19 protein-coding genes and 1 tRNA gene are annotated in these 17,706 nt (G+C 71.2%); 17 read left to right on the forward strand and 3 right to left on the reverse strand.

Translation table 11 applies throughout. From position 1 onward, the window contains the following. The first annotated feature begins 8 nt into the window (after positions 1–8). The 7 genes from IH54_RS0109210 (at position 9) to glmS (ending at position 9,121) form a co-directional block, all read left to right on the forward strand. Positions 9–1,169 carry an acyl-CoA dehydrogenase family protein gene (locus IH54_RS0109210; RefSeq protein ID WP_043180348.1) on the forward strand — a complete coding sequence of 387 codons (1,161 nt, stop codon included), beginning with the start codon at positions 9–11 and terminating at the stop codon, positions 1,167–1,169. A 174-nt stretch (positions 1,170–1,343) separates the two neighbouring features. Next, the gene (locus IH54_RS0109215) at positions 1,344–2,843 is read left to right on the forward strand and encodes a pyridoxal phosphate-dependent decarboxylase family protein (RefSeq protein WP_052397233.1); all 1,500 of its coding nucleotides are present in this window, start codon (positions 1,344–1,346) and stop codon (positions 2,841–2,843) included. Further along, the gene (locus tag IH54_RS0109220; RefSeq protein WP_052397234.1) at positions 2,827–4,131 is read left to right on the forward strand and encodes a lysine N(6)-hydroxylase/L-ornithine N(5)-oxygenase family protein; all 1,305 of its coding nucleotides are present in this window, start codon (positions 2,827–2,829) and stop codon (positions 4,129–4,131) included. The genes IH54_RS0109215 and IH54_RS0109220 overlap by 17 nt, the downstream gene beginning before the upstream one ends. Beyond that, positions 4,128–4,736 carry a GNAT family N-acetyltransferase gene (locus tag IH54_RS0109225; RefSeq protein WP_078862052.1) on the forward strand — a complete coding sequence of 203 codons (609 nt, stop codon included), beginning with the start codon at positions 4,128–4,130 and terminating at the stop codon, positions 4,734–4,736. The genes IH54_RS0109220 and IH54_RS0109225 overlap by 4 nt, the downstream gene beginning before the upstream one ends. Beyond that, entirely contained in the window at positions 4,733–6,841 is a 2,109-nt protein-coding gene (locus IH54_RS46655) for an IucA/IucC family protein (protein WP_063762269.1), read from the forward strand. The genes IH54_RS0109225 and IH54_RS46655 overlap by 4 nt, the downstream gene beginning before the upstream one ends. 118 nt (positions 6,842–6,959) lie before the next feature. Beyond that, positions 6,960–7,235 (forward strand): hypothetical protein, encoded by a 276-nt coding sequence (locus tag IH54_RS0109235; protein WP_031514749.1) that lies wholly within the window; start codon positions 6,960–6,962, stop codon positions 7,233–7,235. A 71-nt stretch (positions 7,236–7,306) separates the two neighbouring features. Beyond that, entirely contained in the window at positions 7,307–9,121 is a 1,815-nt protein-coding gene (glmS, locus tag IH54_RS0109240; RefSeq protein WP_031514751.1) for a glutamine--fructose-6-phosphate transaminase (isomerizing), read from the forward strand. Between the two features lie 96 nt (positions 9,122–9,217). Here glmS and IH54_RS0109245 read toward each other — a convergent pair whose 3' ends face one another. Beyond that, complete coding sequence (locus IH54_RS0109245) at positions 9,218–9,739, reverse strand: universal stress protein (RefSeq protein WP_031514753.1); 522 nt, start codon at positions 9,737–9,739, stop codon at positions 9,218–9,220. Between the two features lie 771 nt (positions 9,740–10,510). On the opposite strand from IH54_RS0109245, the gene IH54_RS0109250 reads away from it, so the two are divergent. From IH54_RS0109250 to IH54_RS0109265, 4 genes are all read left to right on the forward strand, one after another. After that, on the forward strand, positions 10,511–11,845 hold the full coding sequence (locus IH54_RS0109250) for a helix-turn-helix domain-containing protein (RefSeq protein ID WP_078862053.1): 1,335 nt from the start codon (positions 10,511–10,513) through the stop codon (positions 11,843–11,845). A gap of 5 nt (positions 11,846–11,850) precedes the next feature. Next, positions 11,851–12,468 carry an oligoribonuclease gene (orn, locus tag IH54_RS0109255; RefSeq protein ID WP_031514756.1) on the forward strand — a complete coding sequence of 206 codons (618 nt, stop codon included), beginning with the start codon at positions 11,851–11,853 and terminating at the stop codon, positions 12,466–12,468. 147 nt (positions 12,469–12,615) lie between these two features. Beyond that, positions 12,616–12,688: transfer RNA gene (locus IH54_RS0109260), tRNA-His, on the forward strand. A 122-nt stretch (positions 12,689–12,810) separates the two neighbouring features. Further along, on the forward strand, positions 12,811–14,085 hold the full coding sequence (locus IH54_RS0109265) for a tyrosine-type recombinase/integrase (RefSeq protein ID WP_031514757.1): 1,275 nt from the start codon (positions 12,811–12,813) through the stop codon (positions 14,083–14,085). Here IH54_RS0109265 and IH54_RS0109270 read toward each other — a convergent pair. Both IH54_RS0109270 and IH54_RS0109275 read right to left on the reverse strand, forming a co-directional pair. Continuing rightward, positions 14,078–14,335: a hypothetical protein gene (locus IH54_RS0109270; RefSeq protein WP_159011722.1), complete on the reverse strand. Its 258-nt coding sequence runs from the start codon at positions 14,333–14,335 to the stop codon at positions 14,078–14,080. The genes IH54_RS0109265 and IH54_RS0109270 overlap by 8 nt on opposite strands. A gap of 163 nt (positions 14,336–14,498) precedes the next feature. After that, positions 14,499–14,912 (reverse strand): hypothetical protein, encoded by a 414-nt coding sequence (locus tag IH54_RS0109275; protein ID WP_031514761.1) that lies wholly within the window; start codon positions 14,910–14,912, stop codon positions 14,499–14,501. A gap of 257 nt (positions 14,913–15,169) precedes the next feature. On the opposite strand from IH54_RS0109275, the gene IH54_RS0109280 reads away from it, so the two are divergent. The 6 genes from IH54_RS0109280 (at position 15,170) to IH54_RS0109305 (ending at position 17,639) form a co-directional block, all read left to right on the forward strand. Then, complete coding sequence (locus IH54_RS0109280) at positions 15,170–15,475, forward strand: helix-turn-helix domain-containing protein (RefSeq protein WP_031514762.1); 306 nt, start codon at positions 15,170–15,172, stop codon at positions 15,473–15,475. Next, complete coding sequence (locus IH54_RS0109285; protein ID WP_031514763.1) at positions 15,472–15,735, forward strand: helix-turn-helix domain-containing protein; 264 nt, start codon at positions 15,472–15,474, stop codon at positions 15,733–15,735. Before IH54_RS0109280 ends, IH54_RS0109285 begins: the two co-directional genes overlap by 4 nt. Before the next feature lie 98 nt (positions 15,736–15,833). Continuing rightward, on the forward strand, positions 15,834–16,295 hold the full coding sequence (locus IH54_RS0109290; protein ID WP_052397236.1) for a DUF6197 family protein: 462 nt from the start codon (positions 15,834–15,836) through the stop codon (positions 16,293–16,295). Beyond that, on the forward strand, positions 16,292–16,738 hold the full coding sequence (locus IH54_RS44365; RefSeq protein ID WP_107060130.1) for a hypothetical protein: 447 nt from the start codon (positions 16,292–16,294) through the stop codon (positions 16,736–16,738). The genes IH54_RS0109290 and IH54_RS44365 overlap by 4 nt, the downstream gene beginning before the upstream one ends. Next, the gene (locus tag IH54_RS0109300; protein ID WP_031514767.1) at positions 16,735–17,220 is read left to right on the forward strand and encodes a hypothetical protein; all 486 of its coding nucleotides are present in this window, start codon (positions 16,735–16,737) and stop codon (positions 17,218–17,220) included. The genes IH54_RS44365 and IH54_RS0109300 overlap by 4 nt, the downstream gene beginning before the upstream one ends. Then, the gene (locus IH54_RS0109305; protein ID WP_031514774.1) at positions 17,217–17,639 is read left to right on the forward strand and encodes a hypothetical protein; all 423 of its coding nucleotides are present in this window, start codon (positions 17,217–17,219) and stop codon (positions 17,637–17,639) included. The genes IH54_RS0109300 and IH54_RS0109305 overlap by 4 nt, the downstream gene beginning before the upstream one ends. Positions 17,640–17,706: the final 67 nt, after the last annotated feature.

The following is a 17,706-nucleotide window of genomic DNA, read 5'->3' on the forward strand; positions in this document are numbered from 1 at the left end:
CCATGACCATCGACCACCGGCTGTCCGACGAGTACGAGGAGCTGCGCGTCACCGTCGCGGAGTTCGCCCGCGAGGTGATCGCCCCGGCGATCGGCGACTTCTACGAGAAGGAGGAGTTCCCGTACGAGATCGTGCGGGAGATGGGGCGGATGGGGCTGTTCGGGCTGCCCTTCCCGGAGGAGTACGGCGGGATGGGCGGGGACTACTTCGCGCTGGGCCTGGCGCTGGAGGAGATCGCCCGGGTGGACTCCTCGGTCGCGATCACGCTGGAGGCCGGGGTGTCGCTGGGGGCGATGCCGGTCTTCCGGTTCGGCACCGAGGAGCAGAAGCAGGAGTGGCTGCCCAAGCTGTGCTCGGGCGAGATGCTCGGGGCCTTCGGGCTGACGGAGCCGGACTGCGGGTCGGACGCGGGCGGCACACGCACCACCGCGCGGCTCGACGAGAGCACCGGCCAGTGGGTGATCAACGGCACCAAGAGCTTCATCACCAACTCCGGCACGGACATCACCGGGCTGGTGACGGTGACCGCGGTGACGGGGCGGACGGACGACGGGCGGCCGCTGATCTCGTCGATCATCGTGCCGTCCGGCACACCGGGCTTCACGGTGTCGAAGAAGTACAGCAAGGTCGGGTGGAACGCCTCGGACACCCGGGAGCTGTCCTTCTCCGACTGCCGGGTCCCGGCGGCGAATCTGCTCGGCGAGCAGGGCCGCGGCTATGCACAGTTCCTGCGCATCCTCGACGAGGGGCGGATCGCGATCTCCGCGCTGGCGACGGGGCTGGCGCAGGGCTGCGTGGACGAGTCGGTGGCGTACGCGCGGACCCGGGAGGCCTTCGGCCGGCCGATCGGCGCCAACCAGGCGATCCAGTTCAAGCTCGCCGACATGGAGATGCGCGCGCACACCGCGCGGCTGGCGTGGCGGGACGCCGCGTCCCGGCTGGTGCACGGGGAGCCGTTCAAGAAGGAGGCCGCGCTCGCCAAGCTCCACTCCTCCGAGGTGGCCGTGACCAACGCCCGCGAGGCCACGCAGATCCACGGCGGCTACGGCTTCATGAACGACTACCCGGTGGCGCGGATGTGGCGCGACTCCAAGATCCTGGAAATCGGCGAGGGGACGAGTGAGGTGCAGCGAATGCTGATCGCAAGGGAGTTGGGGCTGGCCGGCTGAGACCCGGGGCGGGACGCCGGGGTCGGCACACCGGCGGGCACCCTCCGGGGCCGGTGGGACTGAGGAGATCCGGCCAAGCCGGGCGCGCGGACAGCCCACTCCGTGCGTCGGGCACCCGATGGATCGAAGTTAGGTTAGGCTTACCTAATTCATGATCCATCGGGAGGCCCCTTCATGCGCGCACACCTGCTCAACGGCACCACCACGGAGCACTACCGCACATCCGTGCTCCAAGGGGTCGAGCGGGTGGCGGCGGCACTGGCCGCCGCTGACCGGCCGTTCACCGGCGTCCGCCCCGATGCGCTCGCACCGCGTATCGACGCGATCGACCTGGACCGGCCGCTCGGCGACACGGCCGCGGCGCTGGAAGAGCTGGAGTCGGTCTACCTCCGGGACGCCGTCTACTTCCACCATCCCCGCTATCTGGCCCATTTGAACTGCCCCGTCGTCATCCCGGCCGTGGCGGCGGAAGCGGTGCTCAGCGCGGTCAACTCCTCGCTCGACACCTGGGACCAGAGCGCCGGCGCCACCCTGATCGAGCGCCGGCTGATCGGCTGGACGGCGGAACGGCTCGGCCTCGGCCCGGCCGCCGACGGCGTCTTCACCAGCGGCGGCACCCAGTCGAACCTCCAGGCCCTGCTGCTGGCCCGCGAAGAGGCGCTCGGCCGCGGCGCCGCTCCCGACCGGCTGCGCGTGCTGACCTCCGAGTGCGCGCACTTCAGCGTCCAGAAAGCCGCCCGGCTGCTCGGACTCGGCGCGGACGCGGTCGTCGCGGTGCCCGCGGACGACGCCAAGCGCGTCTCCGTCCCGGCCCTGGAAGCCGAGCTGGACCGCTGCCGCCGCTCCGGCCTCACCGCGATGGCGGTCGTCGGCACCGCCGGCACCACCGACTTCGGCTCCATCGACCCGCTCCCCGAGTTGGCCGACCTGGCGGCCCGGCACCGCAGCTGGCTGCACGTCGACGCCGCGTACGGCTGCGGGCTACTGGTCTCCCACCGCCACCGCCGGCTGCTCAACGGCATCGAGCACGCCGACTCCGTGACCGTCGACTACCACAAGTCCTTCTTCCAGCCCGTCAGTTCCAGCGCCCTGCTGGTCCGCGACCGGACCGCCCTGCGGCACGCCACCCACCACGCCGACTACCTCAACCCGCGCCGCGCCGCCGCCGAGCGCATCCCCAACCAGGTGGACAAGTCGCTCCAGACCACCCGCCGCTTCGACGCGCTCAAGCTGTGGATGACCCTGCGCGTGATGGGCGCGGACGGTATCGGCACGCTCTTCGACGACGTCCTGGACCTGGCGCGGCGCGGCTGGGAGCTGCTGGACGCCGACCCGCGCTTCGAGGTGGCCGCCAGGCCCGCCCTCTCCACCCTGGTCTTCCGCTGGCTGCCGCCAGAACCGGTCGGCGGCAGCCCCGACCCCGCTGCCGTCGACCGCGCCAACCTGTACGCCCGCAAGGCCATTTCCGCATCCGGCGCGGCCGTCGTGTCCGGCACCACGGTCGCAGGCCGCCACTATCTCAAGTTCACCCTGCTCAACCCGCTGACCACGCCCGCCGACATCGCCGAGGTCCTCGATCTGCTGGCCGGCCACGCCGCCGACCAGGACGCCGGCCACGACGGCCAGGACGGCCAGGACGGCCAGGTAGGAGGATCCCTTGTCCACGCGTCCTGAGCCCCGGAGGCCCCGCGACACCACCGCCGACTTCGTCGCGATCGGGCTGGGCCCCTTCAACCTGGGCCTGGCCTGCCTCACCGAGCCGATCGACGGCCTCGACGGCGTCTTCCTGGAGAGCAAGCCCGACTTCGACTGGCACTCCGGGATGTTCCTGGAGGGCAGCACCCTCCAGACGCCCTTCCTCTCCGACCTGGTCACCCTCGCCGACCCGACGTCCCCCTTCAGCTTCCTCAGCTACCTCAAGGAATCCGGCCGCCTCTACGCCTTCTACATCCGCGAGAGCTTCTACCCCCTGCGCGAGGAGTTCAACGACTACTGCCGCTGGGCCGCCGCCCGCATCCCCTCCATCCGCTTCGGCAGGACCGCGACCGAGGTCACGTACGACGAGGCCGACGGCCTCTACACCGTGACGGCGGACACCGGCGAGTCCTTCCGCGCCCCCCGCCTCGTGCTCGGCACCGGCACGCCCCCCTACCTGCCGCCCGCGTGCGAGGGCCTGGGCGGCGGCGCCGTGCACGCCTCCGGCTACCTCCCGGCCCGCGAGCAGCTCCGCCGCAAGGGCAGCGTCACCGTCGTGGGCAGCGGCCAGAGCGCAGCGGAGATCTACCACGACCTCCTCCAGGACATCGACACCCACGGCTACCGGCTCACCTGGGTGACCCGCTCCCCCCGCTTCTTCCCGCTCGAATACACCAAGCTCACACTGGAGATGACCTCCCCGGAGTACGTGGACTACTTCCACGCCCTGCCCCCCGGCACCCGCGACCGCCTCAACGCCGGGCAGAAGAACCTCTACAAGGGCATCAACTCCGAGCTGATCAACGCCATCTTCGACCTGCTCTACGTCAAGAGCCGGCGCGGCAAGGTCCCCGCCCGGCTGCTCACCAACACCTCACTCGTGCACGCCGCCTACGACACGCCGGACGCGCCCGGCGCGTTCACCCTCGGCCTGCGCCAGGACGAGCAGGGCGTCGACCACACCCTCACGACCGAGGGTCTCGTGCTCGCCACCGGCTACCGCTACCGCGTGCCCGGCTTCCTCACGCCCGTCCTGGACCGCGTCCGGCACGACGATCAGGGCCGTTACGACGTCACCCGCGACTACGCGATCGACGTCACCGGCAGCGGCATCTTCGTGCAGAACGCCGAGCTGCACACCCACGGCTTCGCCTCCCCCGACCTCGGCATGGCCGCCTACCGCAACTCGCGGATCATCCGGCAGCTGCTCGGCCGCGAGCACTACCGGGTGGAGACCGCGATCGCCTTCCAGGAGTTCACCGCATGACCGCCCCCGAATCGACCACCGCGGAACCGCCCGAACCCGCCGCCCCTGCCGAACCCGCCCCCGCCGGGCCCGGCACCCCCGCCCCGGCCCGCTTCGTCTTCCGCCCCGTGGACCCCGGCGCCGACGCAGCGCTGCTGCACCGCTGGGTCGTGCACCCCAAGGCGTCGTTCTGGCTGATGGGCGACGCGACCCGGGAGGACGTCGAGCGCGCGTACGCCGAGATCGCCGCGGCCCCGTACGAGGACGCCTTCCTCGGCCTCCACGGCGGCGAGCCGGTGTGCGTCATGGAGCGGTACGACCCCGCGCGGGTCGAACTCGCCGGGCTCTACCCGGCCGAGCCCGGCGACGTCGGCATGCACTTCCTGGTCGCGCCCGCCGACGCCCCCGTGCACGGCTTCACCCGCGCGGTGATCAGGGCCGTCCTGGCGGAGCTCTTCGCGGATCCGGCGACCCGCCGGGTGGTCGTCGAGCCGGACGTACGCAACACCGCCGTGCACCGGCTCAACGCGACCGTCGGCTTCGAGATCGTCGGCACGGTCGTCAAACCGGAGAAGGACGCGCTGCTCAGCATCTGCACCCGCGAGCGCTTCGAGGCCACCCGATGACCGCCACCTCGACAAACGGCGAGGCCGGCGCGTACGCACCCGCGACCAGCGACGACGCCGGCGCGTACGCACCCACGACGCGCGACGGGCCCGCCGCGTACGTCCCCGCCGCCGTGGACCACCTCACGCCCGGCGCCTGGCAGCGCGCCACCCGCCGGCTGCTGGCCAAGGCCCTCGGTGAATTCGCCCACGAGCGCCTCCTGGAGCCCGTACGCCTGGGCCCCGCACCCGCCGCCCCGGACGGGCCCGCCCGCTACGAGGTCACCTCCGACGACGGCCGCACGGCCCACCGCTTCACCGCCCGCCGCCTCGCCCTCGACCACTGGCAGGTCGACCCCGCCTCCCTCACCCGCCACACCCCGTCCGGTGAAGAAGCCGAACCCGACGCCCTCGCCTTCTTCACCGGCCTGCGCAGCACCCTCGGCCTGAGCGACGACATCCTCCCCGTCTACCTGGAGGAGATCACCGCGACCCTCTCCGCCACCGCCTTCCGGGGCCGCCCGCGCGAGCCCCGCGCCCGTACGGCCGCCGAGCTGCCCACCACCGGCTTCCAGGCCGTCGAGGCGGCGATGACCGAGGGCCACCCCTGCTTCGTCGCGAACAGCGGCCGGCTCGGTTTCGGCTCCTGCGACCACCGCCGCTACACGCCGGAGGCCGCCGCGCCCGTACGGCTCTTCTGGCTCGCGGCCCACCGCGACCACGCGGTCTTCAGCGCGGGAGAGGGCGTGGCCGAGCGGGACTTCATGGCGGCCGAGCTGGGTACCGTGCAGTACGCCCGGCTGCGCGGCACGCTCGCCGCGCGCGGCCTGGACCCTGCTGCGTACGTCCTGCTCCCCGCGCACCCCTGGCAGTGGGAGCACAAGCTCTCGGTGACTTTCGCCGGCGAGGTGGCCGCCGGGCGGCTGGTCCCGCTCGGGCCCGGGGACGACGGCTACCTCGCGCAGCAGTCCGTCCGTACGTTCTTCAACGCGTCCCATCCCGAGCGGCACTACGTGAAGACGGCGCTCTCCGTCCTCAACATGGGCTTCATGCGCGGCCTGTCCGCCGCGTACATGGCGGGCACCCCGGCGATCAACGACTGGCTCGCGGGCCTGATCGCCGCTGACCCGACACTGAAGGCCGCGCGCTTCTCGATCATCCGCGAGCGCGCCGCCGTCGGCTACCACCACCGCGGCTACGAAGCCGCGACCGCCCACGGGTCGCCGTACCGGATGATGCTGGCCGCGCTGTGGCGGGAGAGCCCGGTGGCGGGGCTGGCGCCGGGCGAGACCCCGGTGACGATGGCGGCCCTGCTGCACACCGACGACCACACCGACGCCGACGCCCATGCCCACACCCATCCCCACGCCGACGCCGACGCCCGAGCCGACGATCACACCGGCAACAGCTCGGACGGCTCGAACAGCGCAGACGGCTCAGTCTGCTCAGCCGGCTCGTACAGCCCAGGCGGCCCGGACGCCCCGGACCGCGGAACGGACTCCTTCGCCGCCGCCCTGATCGCCCGCTCCGGCCTGCCCCCGGCCCGCTGGCTGCGCCGCTACCTCGACGCCTACCTCGTCCCGGTCCTGCACAGCCTCTACGCGTACGGCCTGGCCTACATGCCGCACGGCGAGAACGTGATCCTCGTCCTGGGCGCGGACGGCGGCACCGTCGAGCGGGCCGTCTTCAAGGACATAGCCGAGGAGATCATGGTCATGGACCCGGATCTGCCGCTGCCCCCGGCCGCCGAGCGGATACGGGCGGCCGACGTGCCCGACGAGGAACGCGTGCTCGCGGTTTTCACCGACGTCTTCGACTGCTTCCTCCGCTTCCTGAGCGCCATCCTGCACACCCGCGGCGTGCTCGACGAGGACGCCTTCTGGCGCACGGTCGCCGAATGCGTCGCGGACTACCAGCAGGCGCACCCCCACCTCGCCGACCGCTTCGCGCGGCACGACCTCTTCGCCGACAGCTTCGCGCTGTCCTGCCTCAACCGGCTCCAGCTCAGGAACAACCGCCGGATGGTGGACCTGGCCGATCCGTCGGCCGCGCTCCAGTTCGCCGGCACGCTCACGAACCCCCTCGCACCCCACCGTCCCCACCGCACCGACCGCGAAACCATTTGACCCGATATATGACTTTCCCGCGTCCACCATCACCCCTTTGGCCGTTCCAGACCCACCTTTCTGCCCGAAATCGGGCAGGATTCTTGCAAAGCAAAGATCATCACACCAGTATCAACGGGTGCTCGAACGCCGGACCCCGTACGACGACCTGATCGACCACCTGGTGCGCACCACGCCGCTGCACCGCGGCGAGGCGTCCCGGGTCGTCCTGGACGTCCTGGCGTACTTCGACGAGACGACGGAGGAGTTCGTCCGCCGCAGACACCGTGAGCTCCAGGCGAAAGGCCTGGTCAACGCGGAGATCTTCGCGCGGATCGGCGAGGAGCTGCCGCACCGCGCGGTCGCGCCCGCCGCGCTCTCCCAGCGCCAGCTGCGCCGCATCGTCTACGGCTGAGAAGACCCGGGCACCAGGGCAAGCAGAGCTTCAGGGACAAGCGCAGGACGACGGAGAGGGACGGACGGCTCATGTGCGGAATCGTCGGGTACATCGGCAAGCGTGACGTGGCCCCACTGCTGCTGGAGGGCTTGCAGCGGCTGGAGTACCGCGGTTACGACTCGGCCGGCGTGGTCATCACCGGCAGGTCGGGCGAGCTGCGGACGGTCAAGGCCAAGGGCCGGGTGCGGGAGCTGGAGTCGCGCATCCCCAAGCGCTTCGCCGGCACCACCGGCATCGCCCACACCCGCTGGGCCACCCACGGCGCGCCCAGCGACGTCAACGCGCACCCGCACCTGGACGGCGAGGAGAAGGTCGCAGTCGTCCACAACGGCATCATCGACAACGCCTCCGAGCTGCGCGTCCGGCTCACCGCCGAGGGCGTCGTCTTCACCTCCGAGACCGACACCGAGGTGCTGGCCCACCTGATCGCCCGGTCCGCCGCCGAGACGCTGGAGAAGAAGGTCAGCGAGGCGCTGCGGTCGGTCGAGGGCACGTACGGCATCGCGGTGCTCCACCAGGACTTCCCCGGCCGGATCGTCGTGGCCCGCAACGGCTCGCCCGTGGTGCTGGGGATCGGCGAGAAGGAGATGTTCGTCGCCTCCGACGTGGCCGCGCTCGTCGCCCACACCCGGCAGGTCGTGACCCTCGGCGACGGCGAGATGGCCACTCTCAAGGCCGACGACTTCCGCACCTACACCACCGAGGGCTCGCAGACGACGGCTACGCCGACCACGGTGGAGTGGGAGGCCGAGTCGTACGACATGGGCGGCCACGACACCTACATGCACAAGGAGATCTTCGAGCAGGCCGAGGCGGTCGACCGGGTGCTGCGCGGCCGGATCGACGACCGGTTCGCGACCGTCCACCTGGGCGGCCTCAACATGGACGCGCGCGACGCGCGCAGCGTGCGCCGCATCAAGATCCTCGGCTGCGGCACCAGCTACCACGCCGGGCAGATCGGCGCGGGCCTGATCGAGGAGCTGGCGCGCATCCCCGCGGACGCCGAACCCGCCTCGGAGTTCCGCTACCGCAACCCCGTGGTCGACCCCGACACCCTCTACGTCGCGGTGTCGCAGTCCGGCGAGACGTACGACGTGCTGGCGGCCGTCCAGGAACTCAAGCGCAAGGGCGCCCGGGTGCTGGGTGTGGTCAACGTCGTGGGCTCGGCCATCGCCCGCGAGGCGGACGGCGGCACGTACGTGCACGCCGGGCCCGAGGTCTGCGTGGTGTCCACCAAGTGCTTCACCAACACCGTCGTCGCCTTCGCGCTGCTGGCCCTGCATCTCGGCCGGGTGCGCGACCTGTCGGTCACCGACGGGCGGCGGATCATCGAGGGGCTGCGCCGGCTGCCGGCGCAGATCGAGGAGATCCTCAAGACCGAGCAGGACATCAAGCAGCTGGCCAAGTCCTACGCCGACGCGCACTCGATGCTGTTCATCGGCCGGGTCCGCGGCTATCCGGTCGCGCGCGAGGCGTCGCTGAAGCTCAAGGAGGTCAGCTACATCCACGCCGAGGCCTACCCGGCCTCCGAACTCAAGCACGGGCCGCTGGCGCTGATCGACCCGTCGATGCCGACCGTCGCGATCGTGCCGGACGACGACCTGCTGGAGAAGAACCGCGCGGCGCTGGAGGAGATCAAGGCCAGGAACGGCCGGATCCTGGCGGTCGCGCACCAGGTGCAGGAGAAGGCGGACCACACGATCGTGGTGCCCAAGAACGAGGACGAGCTGGACCCGATCCTCATGGGCATCCCGCTCCAGCTCTTCGCCTACCACACCGCCCTCGCGCTGGGCCGCGACATCGACAAGCCGCGCAACCTGGCGAAGTCCGTCACCGTGGAGTAGAAGTCCGTCACCCTGGAGTAGCCGCACCGGGCGCGCGCGAACCCCACCCGGACGAGTGACGGCTGAACGGGTGACTGTCACGCCAGGAGCGGACTCCTACGGGATGACGACGACCGGGCGCTGCGCCCGGCGGGCGAGCCGCCCGGCGACCGAGCCGAAGATCCGCCCGGCCAGCCCGTGCGTGCCGCCGACCACGATGGCGTCGGCCTCGTACTCCCGGCCGACCTCCTCCAGCTCGTGGCAGATGTCTCCGCCGCGCTCCACCAGCACCCAGGAGATCTCGGCGAGGTGGTCCGAGCAGGCCAGCTCCAGGCCGAGCACCTCGGTGCGGTGGTCGGGGACGTCGACGAAGACCGGCGGCTCGCAGCCCGCCCACACCGTGGCCGGCAGCCGGTTGGCCACATGCACGATGATCAGAGCGGACGCCGTCCTGCGGGCCATGCCCACGGCGTACGCGAGCGCGCGCTCGCTGGAGACGGACCCGTCGAACCCGACGACGACACCGTGCCGGAAGGCCGGATCGCAAGGATGCCGGGCGGGCGCCTGTTCGGGCAGCGCCGCGGCCGATTCGGCTAGCGGCCTGCGATCGGCGGGCTCGGGGAAGTCATGACCGGCCATGATGCGGATTCTCGGCGAGGGCGGCGCTGACGCGCCGAGCAGCGGACAGGACGGGTCGTGCGGGTCGGTCCGCCGGACCGGCCGGTTTGGGCCAGTTCGCCACTTCCCGTCCCGCTCTCTCCAGAGTACGGCTGTAAGGACCGCCTGCACAGGTTCGGCAGCGTCTCCACCGGTCACGTACCCGGAGTTCCCAGGAGAATGCCGGAGCGGCGCCGCGAGCGCAACGCCATCCCGCCAACCGGCCGCACGGCGCGGCGCACCGGAGCATCCCGGGGGCGCATCGGATCACCCGCGGGCGGCCGCGCGCCGTGAGACGGTCATACCCGCTGCTGCCACGGGATATCCACCGGATTCACCCGTTCCGTGCGCCAGTTGGCGGCGCGCCCGGGAGCCGCCCCGCGCGCGCACCGGCGCGTTGTACGCGCCCCCCGCTCCTGAAGGTCGATTTTCGGCCAACTTCCGGGCCATGCACCGGCGTTCGGATGGACGCCCGCTAACACCCCTGTCACCTGCGGTTCTACGATGCGGCGTGTCGCGGGTGACGCACTGCGTGGCCGAAGTGACGGGAGGCGTACTTCCCTCAGCGCGCAACGAGTGAAACGCTTCGTGATCGAATGCTTTACGCCACGTTGTCTTGTCGATTTGCCGTCAGGTGACAATGACGTCACTGACGCCCCACCTGACACAGTAGATTTGATCTTGGGTGGCCGCGCGGGGGGTACGTGCAGGACCGAGGTGACGACGCGTCGATTCGAGGGGGGCTTGAGCTCCATGAGCCAGGAGTCCGGTTCCGTTACGGCGACGGAGAGCCCGTCGCAGGCACCATCGGCATCGCCTCGCGCCATCCGTAAGCTCTCCGCGCGCCGGCGACCGGAAGTCGTCGCGGTGCTGCTGTTCAGCGGTGGCCCGATTTTCGAGAGTTCCATACCGCTGTCCGTCTTCGGGATAGACCGGCAGGACGCCGGGGTGCCGCGCTACCGGCTCCTGGTCTGCGCCGGCGAGGACGGACCGCTGCGCACCACCGGCGGTCTCGAACTGACCGCGCCCTACGGCCTGGAGGCCCTCTCCCGGGCCGGCACGGTCGTCGTGCCGACCTGGCGGTCGATCTCCCAGGCCCCGCCGCCCGAGGCGCTGGAGTCGATCCGCCGCGCTCACGAGGAGGGCGCCCGGATCATCGGCCTGTGCACCGGCGCCTTCGTGCTGGCCGCGGCCGGGCTGCTGGACGGCAGGCCCGCCACCACGCACTGGATGTACGCGCCCACGCTCGCCAAGCGCTACCCGTCCGTGCACGTCGACCCGCGCGAGCTGTTCGTCGACGACGGCGACGTGCTGACGTCCGCCGGCACCGCCGCCGGCATCGACCTGTGCCTGCACGTGGTGCGCACCGACCACGGCGGCGAGGCGGCCGCGGCGCTCGCCCGCCGGCTGGTCGTGCCGCCGCGCCGGTCCGACTGGCAGACCGGCCAGCGGCACCTGGACCGCTCTTTACCGGAGGAGATCGGCGCCGACCCGCTCGCCGAGGTCGTCGCCTGGGCCCTGGAGCACCTCCACGAGCAGTTCGACGTGGAGGCGCTGGCCGCGCGCGCGTACATGAGCCGGCGGACCTTCGACCGCCGCTTCCGCTCGCTCACCGGCAGTGCGCCGCTGCAGTGGCTGATCACCCAGCGGGTGCTCCAGGCGCAGCGGCTGCTGGAGACGTCGGACTACTCGGTGGACGAGGTCGCGGGCCGCTGCGGCTTCCGCTCCCCGGTGGCACTGCGCGGCCACTTCCGGCGGCAGCTCGGCTCCTCCCCCGCGTCCTACCGGGCCGCCTACCGGGCCCGCAGGCCGCAGGACGAGCCGGAACGGCAGCCGCCGCCCGCCGACCTGTCCGCGCTGCGCCGGGGCCCCGCGCCGGCCGGGGCGGCGGCGCCGGCGGGGCACCACCCGCCGGTCTCGCAGGTGCTCGCGCCACTGGGCAAGCCGGAGAGCGACGCGTACGCCGCGCGCGTCCCCGACCAGCCGGGGCGGGGCGAGCCGCAGGACGGGCCCGCCCGCTCCCGGCTGCGTGGCGCACGCGGTCTGGGCGCCGCACTGCCGGGACCACGTGACCGCCCCGTAGGGTGAGACGCATGAACGACCGGATGGTGTGGATCGACTGTGAGATGACGGGGCTGTCACTGGCGCAGGACGCGCTGATCGAGGTGGCAGCCCTCGTCACCGACTCGGAGCTGAACGTGCTCGGGGAGGGGGTGGACGTCGTGATCCGCCCCCCCGCCGAGGCGCTCGACACCATGCCGGACGTGGTCCGGGCCATGCACACCGCCTCCGGCCTGCTGGACGAGCTGGCCGGCGGGATGGCCCTGGCCGAGGCCGAGCGGATCGTGCTCGACTACGTGCGCTCGCACGTCGCCGAGCCGCGCAAGGCGCCGCTGTGCGGGAATTCGGTGTCCACCGACCGCGGCTTCCTCGCGCGTGACATGCCCACGCTGGAGCAGCACCTGCATTACCGGATCGTGGACGTCTCCTCGGTCAAGGAGCTGGCCCGGCGCTGGTACCCGCGGGCCTACTTCAACAGCCCCGAGAAGAACGGCAACCACCGCGCCCTCGCCGACATCCGCGAGTCGATCGCCGAGCTGCGCTACTACCGCGAGGCCGTCTTCGTCCCGCAGCCCGGCCCCGACACGGACACGGCCCGCGCGATCGCCGCCCGCCACGTCCTCCCGGCGGAGGGCCCGGCGGCGCACTGACCCGGGCGGCGCACCGCCCCGGCGGGGCACCGCCCCGGCCCCCGCAGGACCCGTGCGAAAGCAGGGCGCGACCACCCCTCGCCACCCTGTACACTTTTCGAGGCGACGCCACCCCGGCAAGATCACCGGGGGGACGTGCCGCCGATGGTGGGTGTAGCTCAGCTGGTAGAGCACCTGGTTGTGGTCCAGGATGCCGCGGGTTCGAGTCCCGTCACTCACCCTGGTTGATCAAGGGCTGACCTGGAAAAACAGGTCAGCCCTTGTTCATGCCCGGAGTTTGGGAACAACGCGGGAACACAACCCCCTCCCGCACCCCCTCAAAACGGACTACCGTCCGGGGCCATGGCCAGCATCGTGGAACGCCCCAAGAAGAACGGCGAGACCACCTTCCAGGTGAAATGGCGCCTGGGCGGCGGGAACGGCCCTGTACAGACCGAACGCTTCGCCGACCCTGAATCCGCCGAGACCTTCAAGCAGCTCGTCAACCTCCACAAGCAGCAGTGGCCGCCCGGCTGGGTCCGCGGCGAGGGGTTCGTCGAGGAAGCCGAGGTCCCCAACGACGCCCCGCTCCTCGACTACGCGAACCGCTACGTCGACCGCCTGACCGGCATCGACGACCGCACCCGCGAGGACTACCGGCGCGAAATCCGCCTCCACTTCACCCTGATCCACCACACCCAGGCGTCCGGCACCACGGTGCCCGCCTCGATCGCGAACATCACCTCCGACGACGTTGCCGACTGGGTTCGCGCCGAGGAGACCGGAGAGCCTGCGCCCGACGGCGCGAAGGGGAAATGGCTCCGGCCGCCGGCGGACCCGAAGAGCATCCGCAACCGGCACGGGTTGCTGTTCTGTGTCATGCAGGCCGCGGTCGACAGCAAGCACCAGCAGCTCCGCACCGACAACCCGTGCAAGGGGTCGCGCCTGCCTCGGGTTGACGACCACGTTGAGGAGGAGATGTGCTTCCTCGAACGCGACGAGTACGCGCGAGTCGCAGCGGAGATCCGGGACCCGGCGGCGCGGCTCCTCGCGGACTGGCTCGTGGGCACAGGGATGCGCTGGGGCGAGGCGTCGGCCGTGCAGGTGCGGGACTGCAACCTGACCGCGCCACGGCCCTATGTGGACGTGCACAGGGCGTGGAAGAAGGCGAAGGCAGGAAGTGACGCGTCGTTCTTCTTGGGGCCGCCGAAGACGAAGAAGGCCCGCCGTAGGATCTTCCTGACCCCGGACCAGGCCGCCGTGGTGCGCGAGCAGGTCACGGGGATGCCGCCGGAGGCGTTCGTGTTCCGGGCGGCGCAGGGCGGGGCGTGGCGCCACAGCAACTTCTACCACCGCAAGTGGCAGCCGGCCGTGGCGGCCGCGGTCGCGAAGGGTCTGCCGAAACGGCCTCGGATCCACGATCTTCGACACACCCATGTGGCGTGGTTGATCAATGGCCGGATCCCGCTCCCCGCGATTCAACTTCGGCTAGGGCACGAGAGCATCCAGACCACGGTGGACCGGTACGGGCACCTGGTGGACGACCTGGCGGATGATGTGCTGGCCGCGGTGGAGGCTGCGATGGCCCCGGTGGTCGCCCCGGCGCAGAGGTTGGCGCTGGTGCCGCAGGTCAGCTGACGTGGCGCAGGTGCGACGGCGGCTTGGTGTCGCCGTCGCCTGCCAGCTGCCAAATGCCGTGGCGTACGAGGTGTGTGACGGTGCGGTTGAGTTCGGCGACGGCGTCTTCCAGAGTGGTGCCCTCGCGGATGAGCACGGTGGGGCTGCCGTCGATCTCGACGTAGATGACTGGGTCCGCAGTGGCGGGGTAGGCCGCCGCGGGCACGATCTGGAAGATCCCGTTCGTGGCAGTAGTCGTCGTTGACTCCATCGAACCCCCTCGCCTTGGGCACGCCCACCTTATACGCACGCGCGTTCGAATGTACGCGTGTAGATGTTCGGTGTGCGTTTCGTGCCAACTTTGCGCCCCCCAGGCGGATCACAGATGATGCCACGTCGGTCACACTCGGCCAAGGCCGAAGCGGAAAGTCGTACTACTTGCCGTCGTGGCGCACCGAGAAGCTCTGCGCGATCGTGATCAGGCGTTCCAGGTCTTCGGAGGACAGGTCACTCGCGCGGCGGGCCAGGATGCGGACGCGCTCGGCGTGCGGATCCTCGACCTCGACCGTCTCCACGCCGAAGAACTGCTCCCCTGCGGCGTCTTGGACCTCACGTACGGCGCACTGGAGGCCGGCCGCGAGTGCGCGGATTTGCTCGACCGTGATCGCTTCCATGGCTTCACGGCGTTCGAGCCGGTGGAGCCGACCAACCTTCCACTCCTGAACGCCTGTCTCGGGGTCGATGCAGCGCTCGGCGAGTTTGACGAGGCTGAGTCGTAGCTCTGCCCGCCTGTCGGCGACGAGGTCGGACAGGCGCGTGCTTGCTCCCTGCGCGGCCATGGTGATCATCCTGCCACTCCTGTGCGCGAAATGGGCCGTGGGGTGTCCATCTGGCGTAGCCCGTGGCGCGCGCTCTCGTGCTGCTCGCGCGCCACACACGTTTCACATGCTGAACGCAGTGTCCACCACGATGGACGGCGCGCGCTAGGGCGCACGGGGGTGATGTCTTGTTTTCGTAACACCGTTCATTGAGATGGACGTTCCGTTCAGGCTGTGCAATGCTCTACTCATTCACCGAAATGAACGGACCATCCACCGAGGTGAACATGAGAGACCGCACGACCATGTACCGCCTCGTCGACACCGACCTGTTCCGGCAGCTCATGCGGCGCACGGGCAACGGCTCCCCTGTCACTGGGCGGCAGCTGGCCCGAGCCGCCGGGGTGGCTCACGGAACAGTCGGGAGCCTCCTCACCGGGGAGCAGAAGACCCTCCCGGAGGAGAAGGCCATGGCGCTCGCGCAGCGGCTCGGTGTCGACCTGCTGGTCGTTTTCGAGCCGGTGTGCCGGAGTACGACGACGGTGCAGGCGTACGCGGCGCTCGTGCAGCCGGTCGAGGAGGCGTCGGCGTGACGATCTACGACTACGACGAGGCCGCCGCCGCACTGCGGGTTGAGAAGTCCTGGCTCCAGCGGCACATCAAGGAGCTGCCGCACAGCAAGAAGGGCCGGGTCGTCACCTTCACGGACGCCGACCTGGAGCGCATCGACCAGATGCATCACCACGAGCCGTCGTACGGGCCGCTGGCGAAGCCGGCACCCGCCCCCGCCGTGGCCGGGGTGCACCCGCTCGCGGCGTTGAAGCCGCTCCCCGCGCGTAAGCGCGCTTCCTGACCCCCCTGCGTGATGCAGGGCCGCCCGCTGCTTCCCGGCCCCGGACGACCCCGCCGGCATCACGCCCCTTCGAAACTCACGAAAGAGAGGCGAGAGCCTTGACCATCATCATGCCGGACGTCAGCGCTACGTCCGTCCCCACCTACGGGCGCCGGCCGGTCCTGACGACCGTGACGGCCCCGCACCCCACGACCCTGTCCGGTGCCCTGCGGGCGGCCGCGCGGCTGATCGCGGCGAACGGGCACCACCAGGGCGACTACCTGCCCGACCCCTTCAACCGCGTGCTGAGGACGCCGCGCCTGTCCCGGCCGCTGAGCATCGTGGCCGCGATCCGCGTGGCGGTGTCCGGTCGGCACGTGGAGACGGAGCTGTCGGAGCGCGCGATCAGCGTGCTGGCCGGGCGGCTGGAGATCACCGAGGACGACCCGGTCGTGCACCTGGACCGGCCGATCGAGTGCGAGATGCACGTCGCGGCGTGGGGTGACGTGGAGGGCCGGACTACCGAGTCGGTGTGCGCGGTGCTGTACGCGGCTGCGGACGCGGCCGAGGTGACGGCGTGAGGGCCCGTCTGATCGCGCCGTCGGCGTGCCGGTGGGATGGCATCCCGGAGCGGGAGCACGCGCAGCAGTGGGTGGCACCGTCGAAGGGCGGTCCGGGGTGGCACATGTACGTGCAGCCGACGGATGCGCAGGTGTTGGAGCGGATGCGGGCTCGGCGTCTGGTCCGGTTGGAGGTTCTGCGGGAGCTCCTGCCGGTGTCGGACCCGGATCGTCACGCGCTGGACATCGTCGCGGATCGGGCGTTCGCCGGGCTGGTGAAGCTGCCGGGCGCGCACGTCTCCCGCGACGCGGACTACCCGGGTTGGGTGCCGCCGCACGCGTACCCGAGCACCTGCAACTCCGCCGACTACGCCGCGTCCACCGACGCGGGATACAACCCGCCGGTCGTGTGGGGCGACAAGCCGGTGCGGACCGCCGACGTGCAGACCGGGGGTGTGCTGTGAGCGCCCGCCGACCGCTCTTCAACTGCATCGTCGCTCCGCTCGCGGCCGGGCCCATGAGCCCGACCGACGCCAAGGCGATGCTCGACAACTATCGCGCCGAGGTGCTGGCCGAGCAGGCGGCCGAGGTCGAGCGGCTGCGCACCGACCGCAACGCCTACGCCGACCGCGTGGACACGCTGACTGCGGTGGCCAAGGGCAACAAGCGGCACGTGCAGGCGCTCACCGGCGAGCTGGAGACCGCGCAGGCCCGCGTTGCGGAGCTGGAGCAGCAGGTCGCCACCGCCGAGGCCCGCGTCACGGCGGCCGTTGAGTCACCGCTCGCGTGGGCCGACCAGCTCGACGCCAAGAGCCTGGACAACTTCCTGATCTCGCTCGGGCAGGCCGTCGAGTACGAGCCCATCGACGGGGCGATCGCGTACATCCACGAGCTGCTGAACTCGTTCCGGGTCGCGGTGGCCGCGCGGGGCGGTGAGTCCCGATGAGCGCGTGGCACAGGCCGGACGTGGAGACGGCGGCCCTCGACTACCTGACCCAGGCGGTCGGCGACAAGACCGGCGCCCAGCAGATCCTCCACGGCCTCCGGGAGAAGGCGGCCGCCGAACAGGCCGCGGAGGTCCGGACGCTGCGCGAGCGCGTCGCGGAGCTGGACACGGCCGCGCTGGTCACCGAGTACCAGGTGCCGGTGTCGGACTCGGAGTGGGTGATGGTCCGCCGGGAGCCGCAGGGTGACCGGTGGGCGATCCTCGCGAGCCGCCGTACCGGTGGTGAGCGGCGGGCGTACGTGGGTGGCCGGTGGCAGGTGCTGCCGGTGGTCGGCCCGGACGGGCTGTGGGAGTACGACTCCGCGGAGACCGCCTTGGCCGTGGCGACGGGCCTGGCTGTGGGCGGTGAGCGCCCGTGAACGCCGCTGACTTCGTGTGGCTGCTGATCTTCTCCGCGGTCGCGATCGTCGGTGCCCTGGTTGTCGG

Origin of the sequence: Streptomyces sp. NRRL F-5123 (genome assembly GCF_000721495.1) — a bacterium.
GTDB lineage: Bacteria > Actinomycetota > Actinomycetes > Streptomycetales > Streptomycetaceae > Actinacidiphila.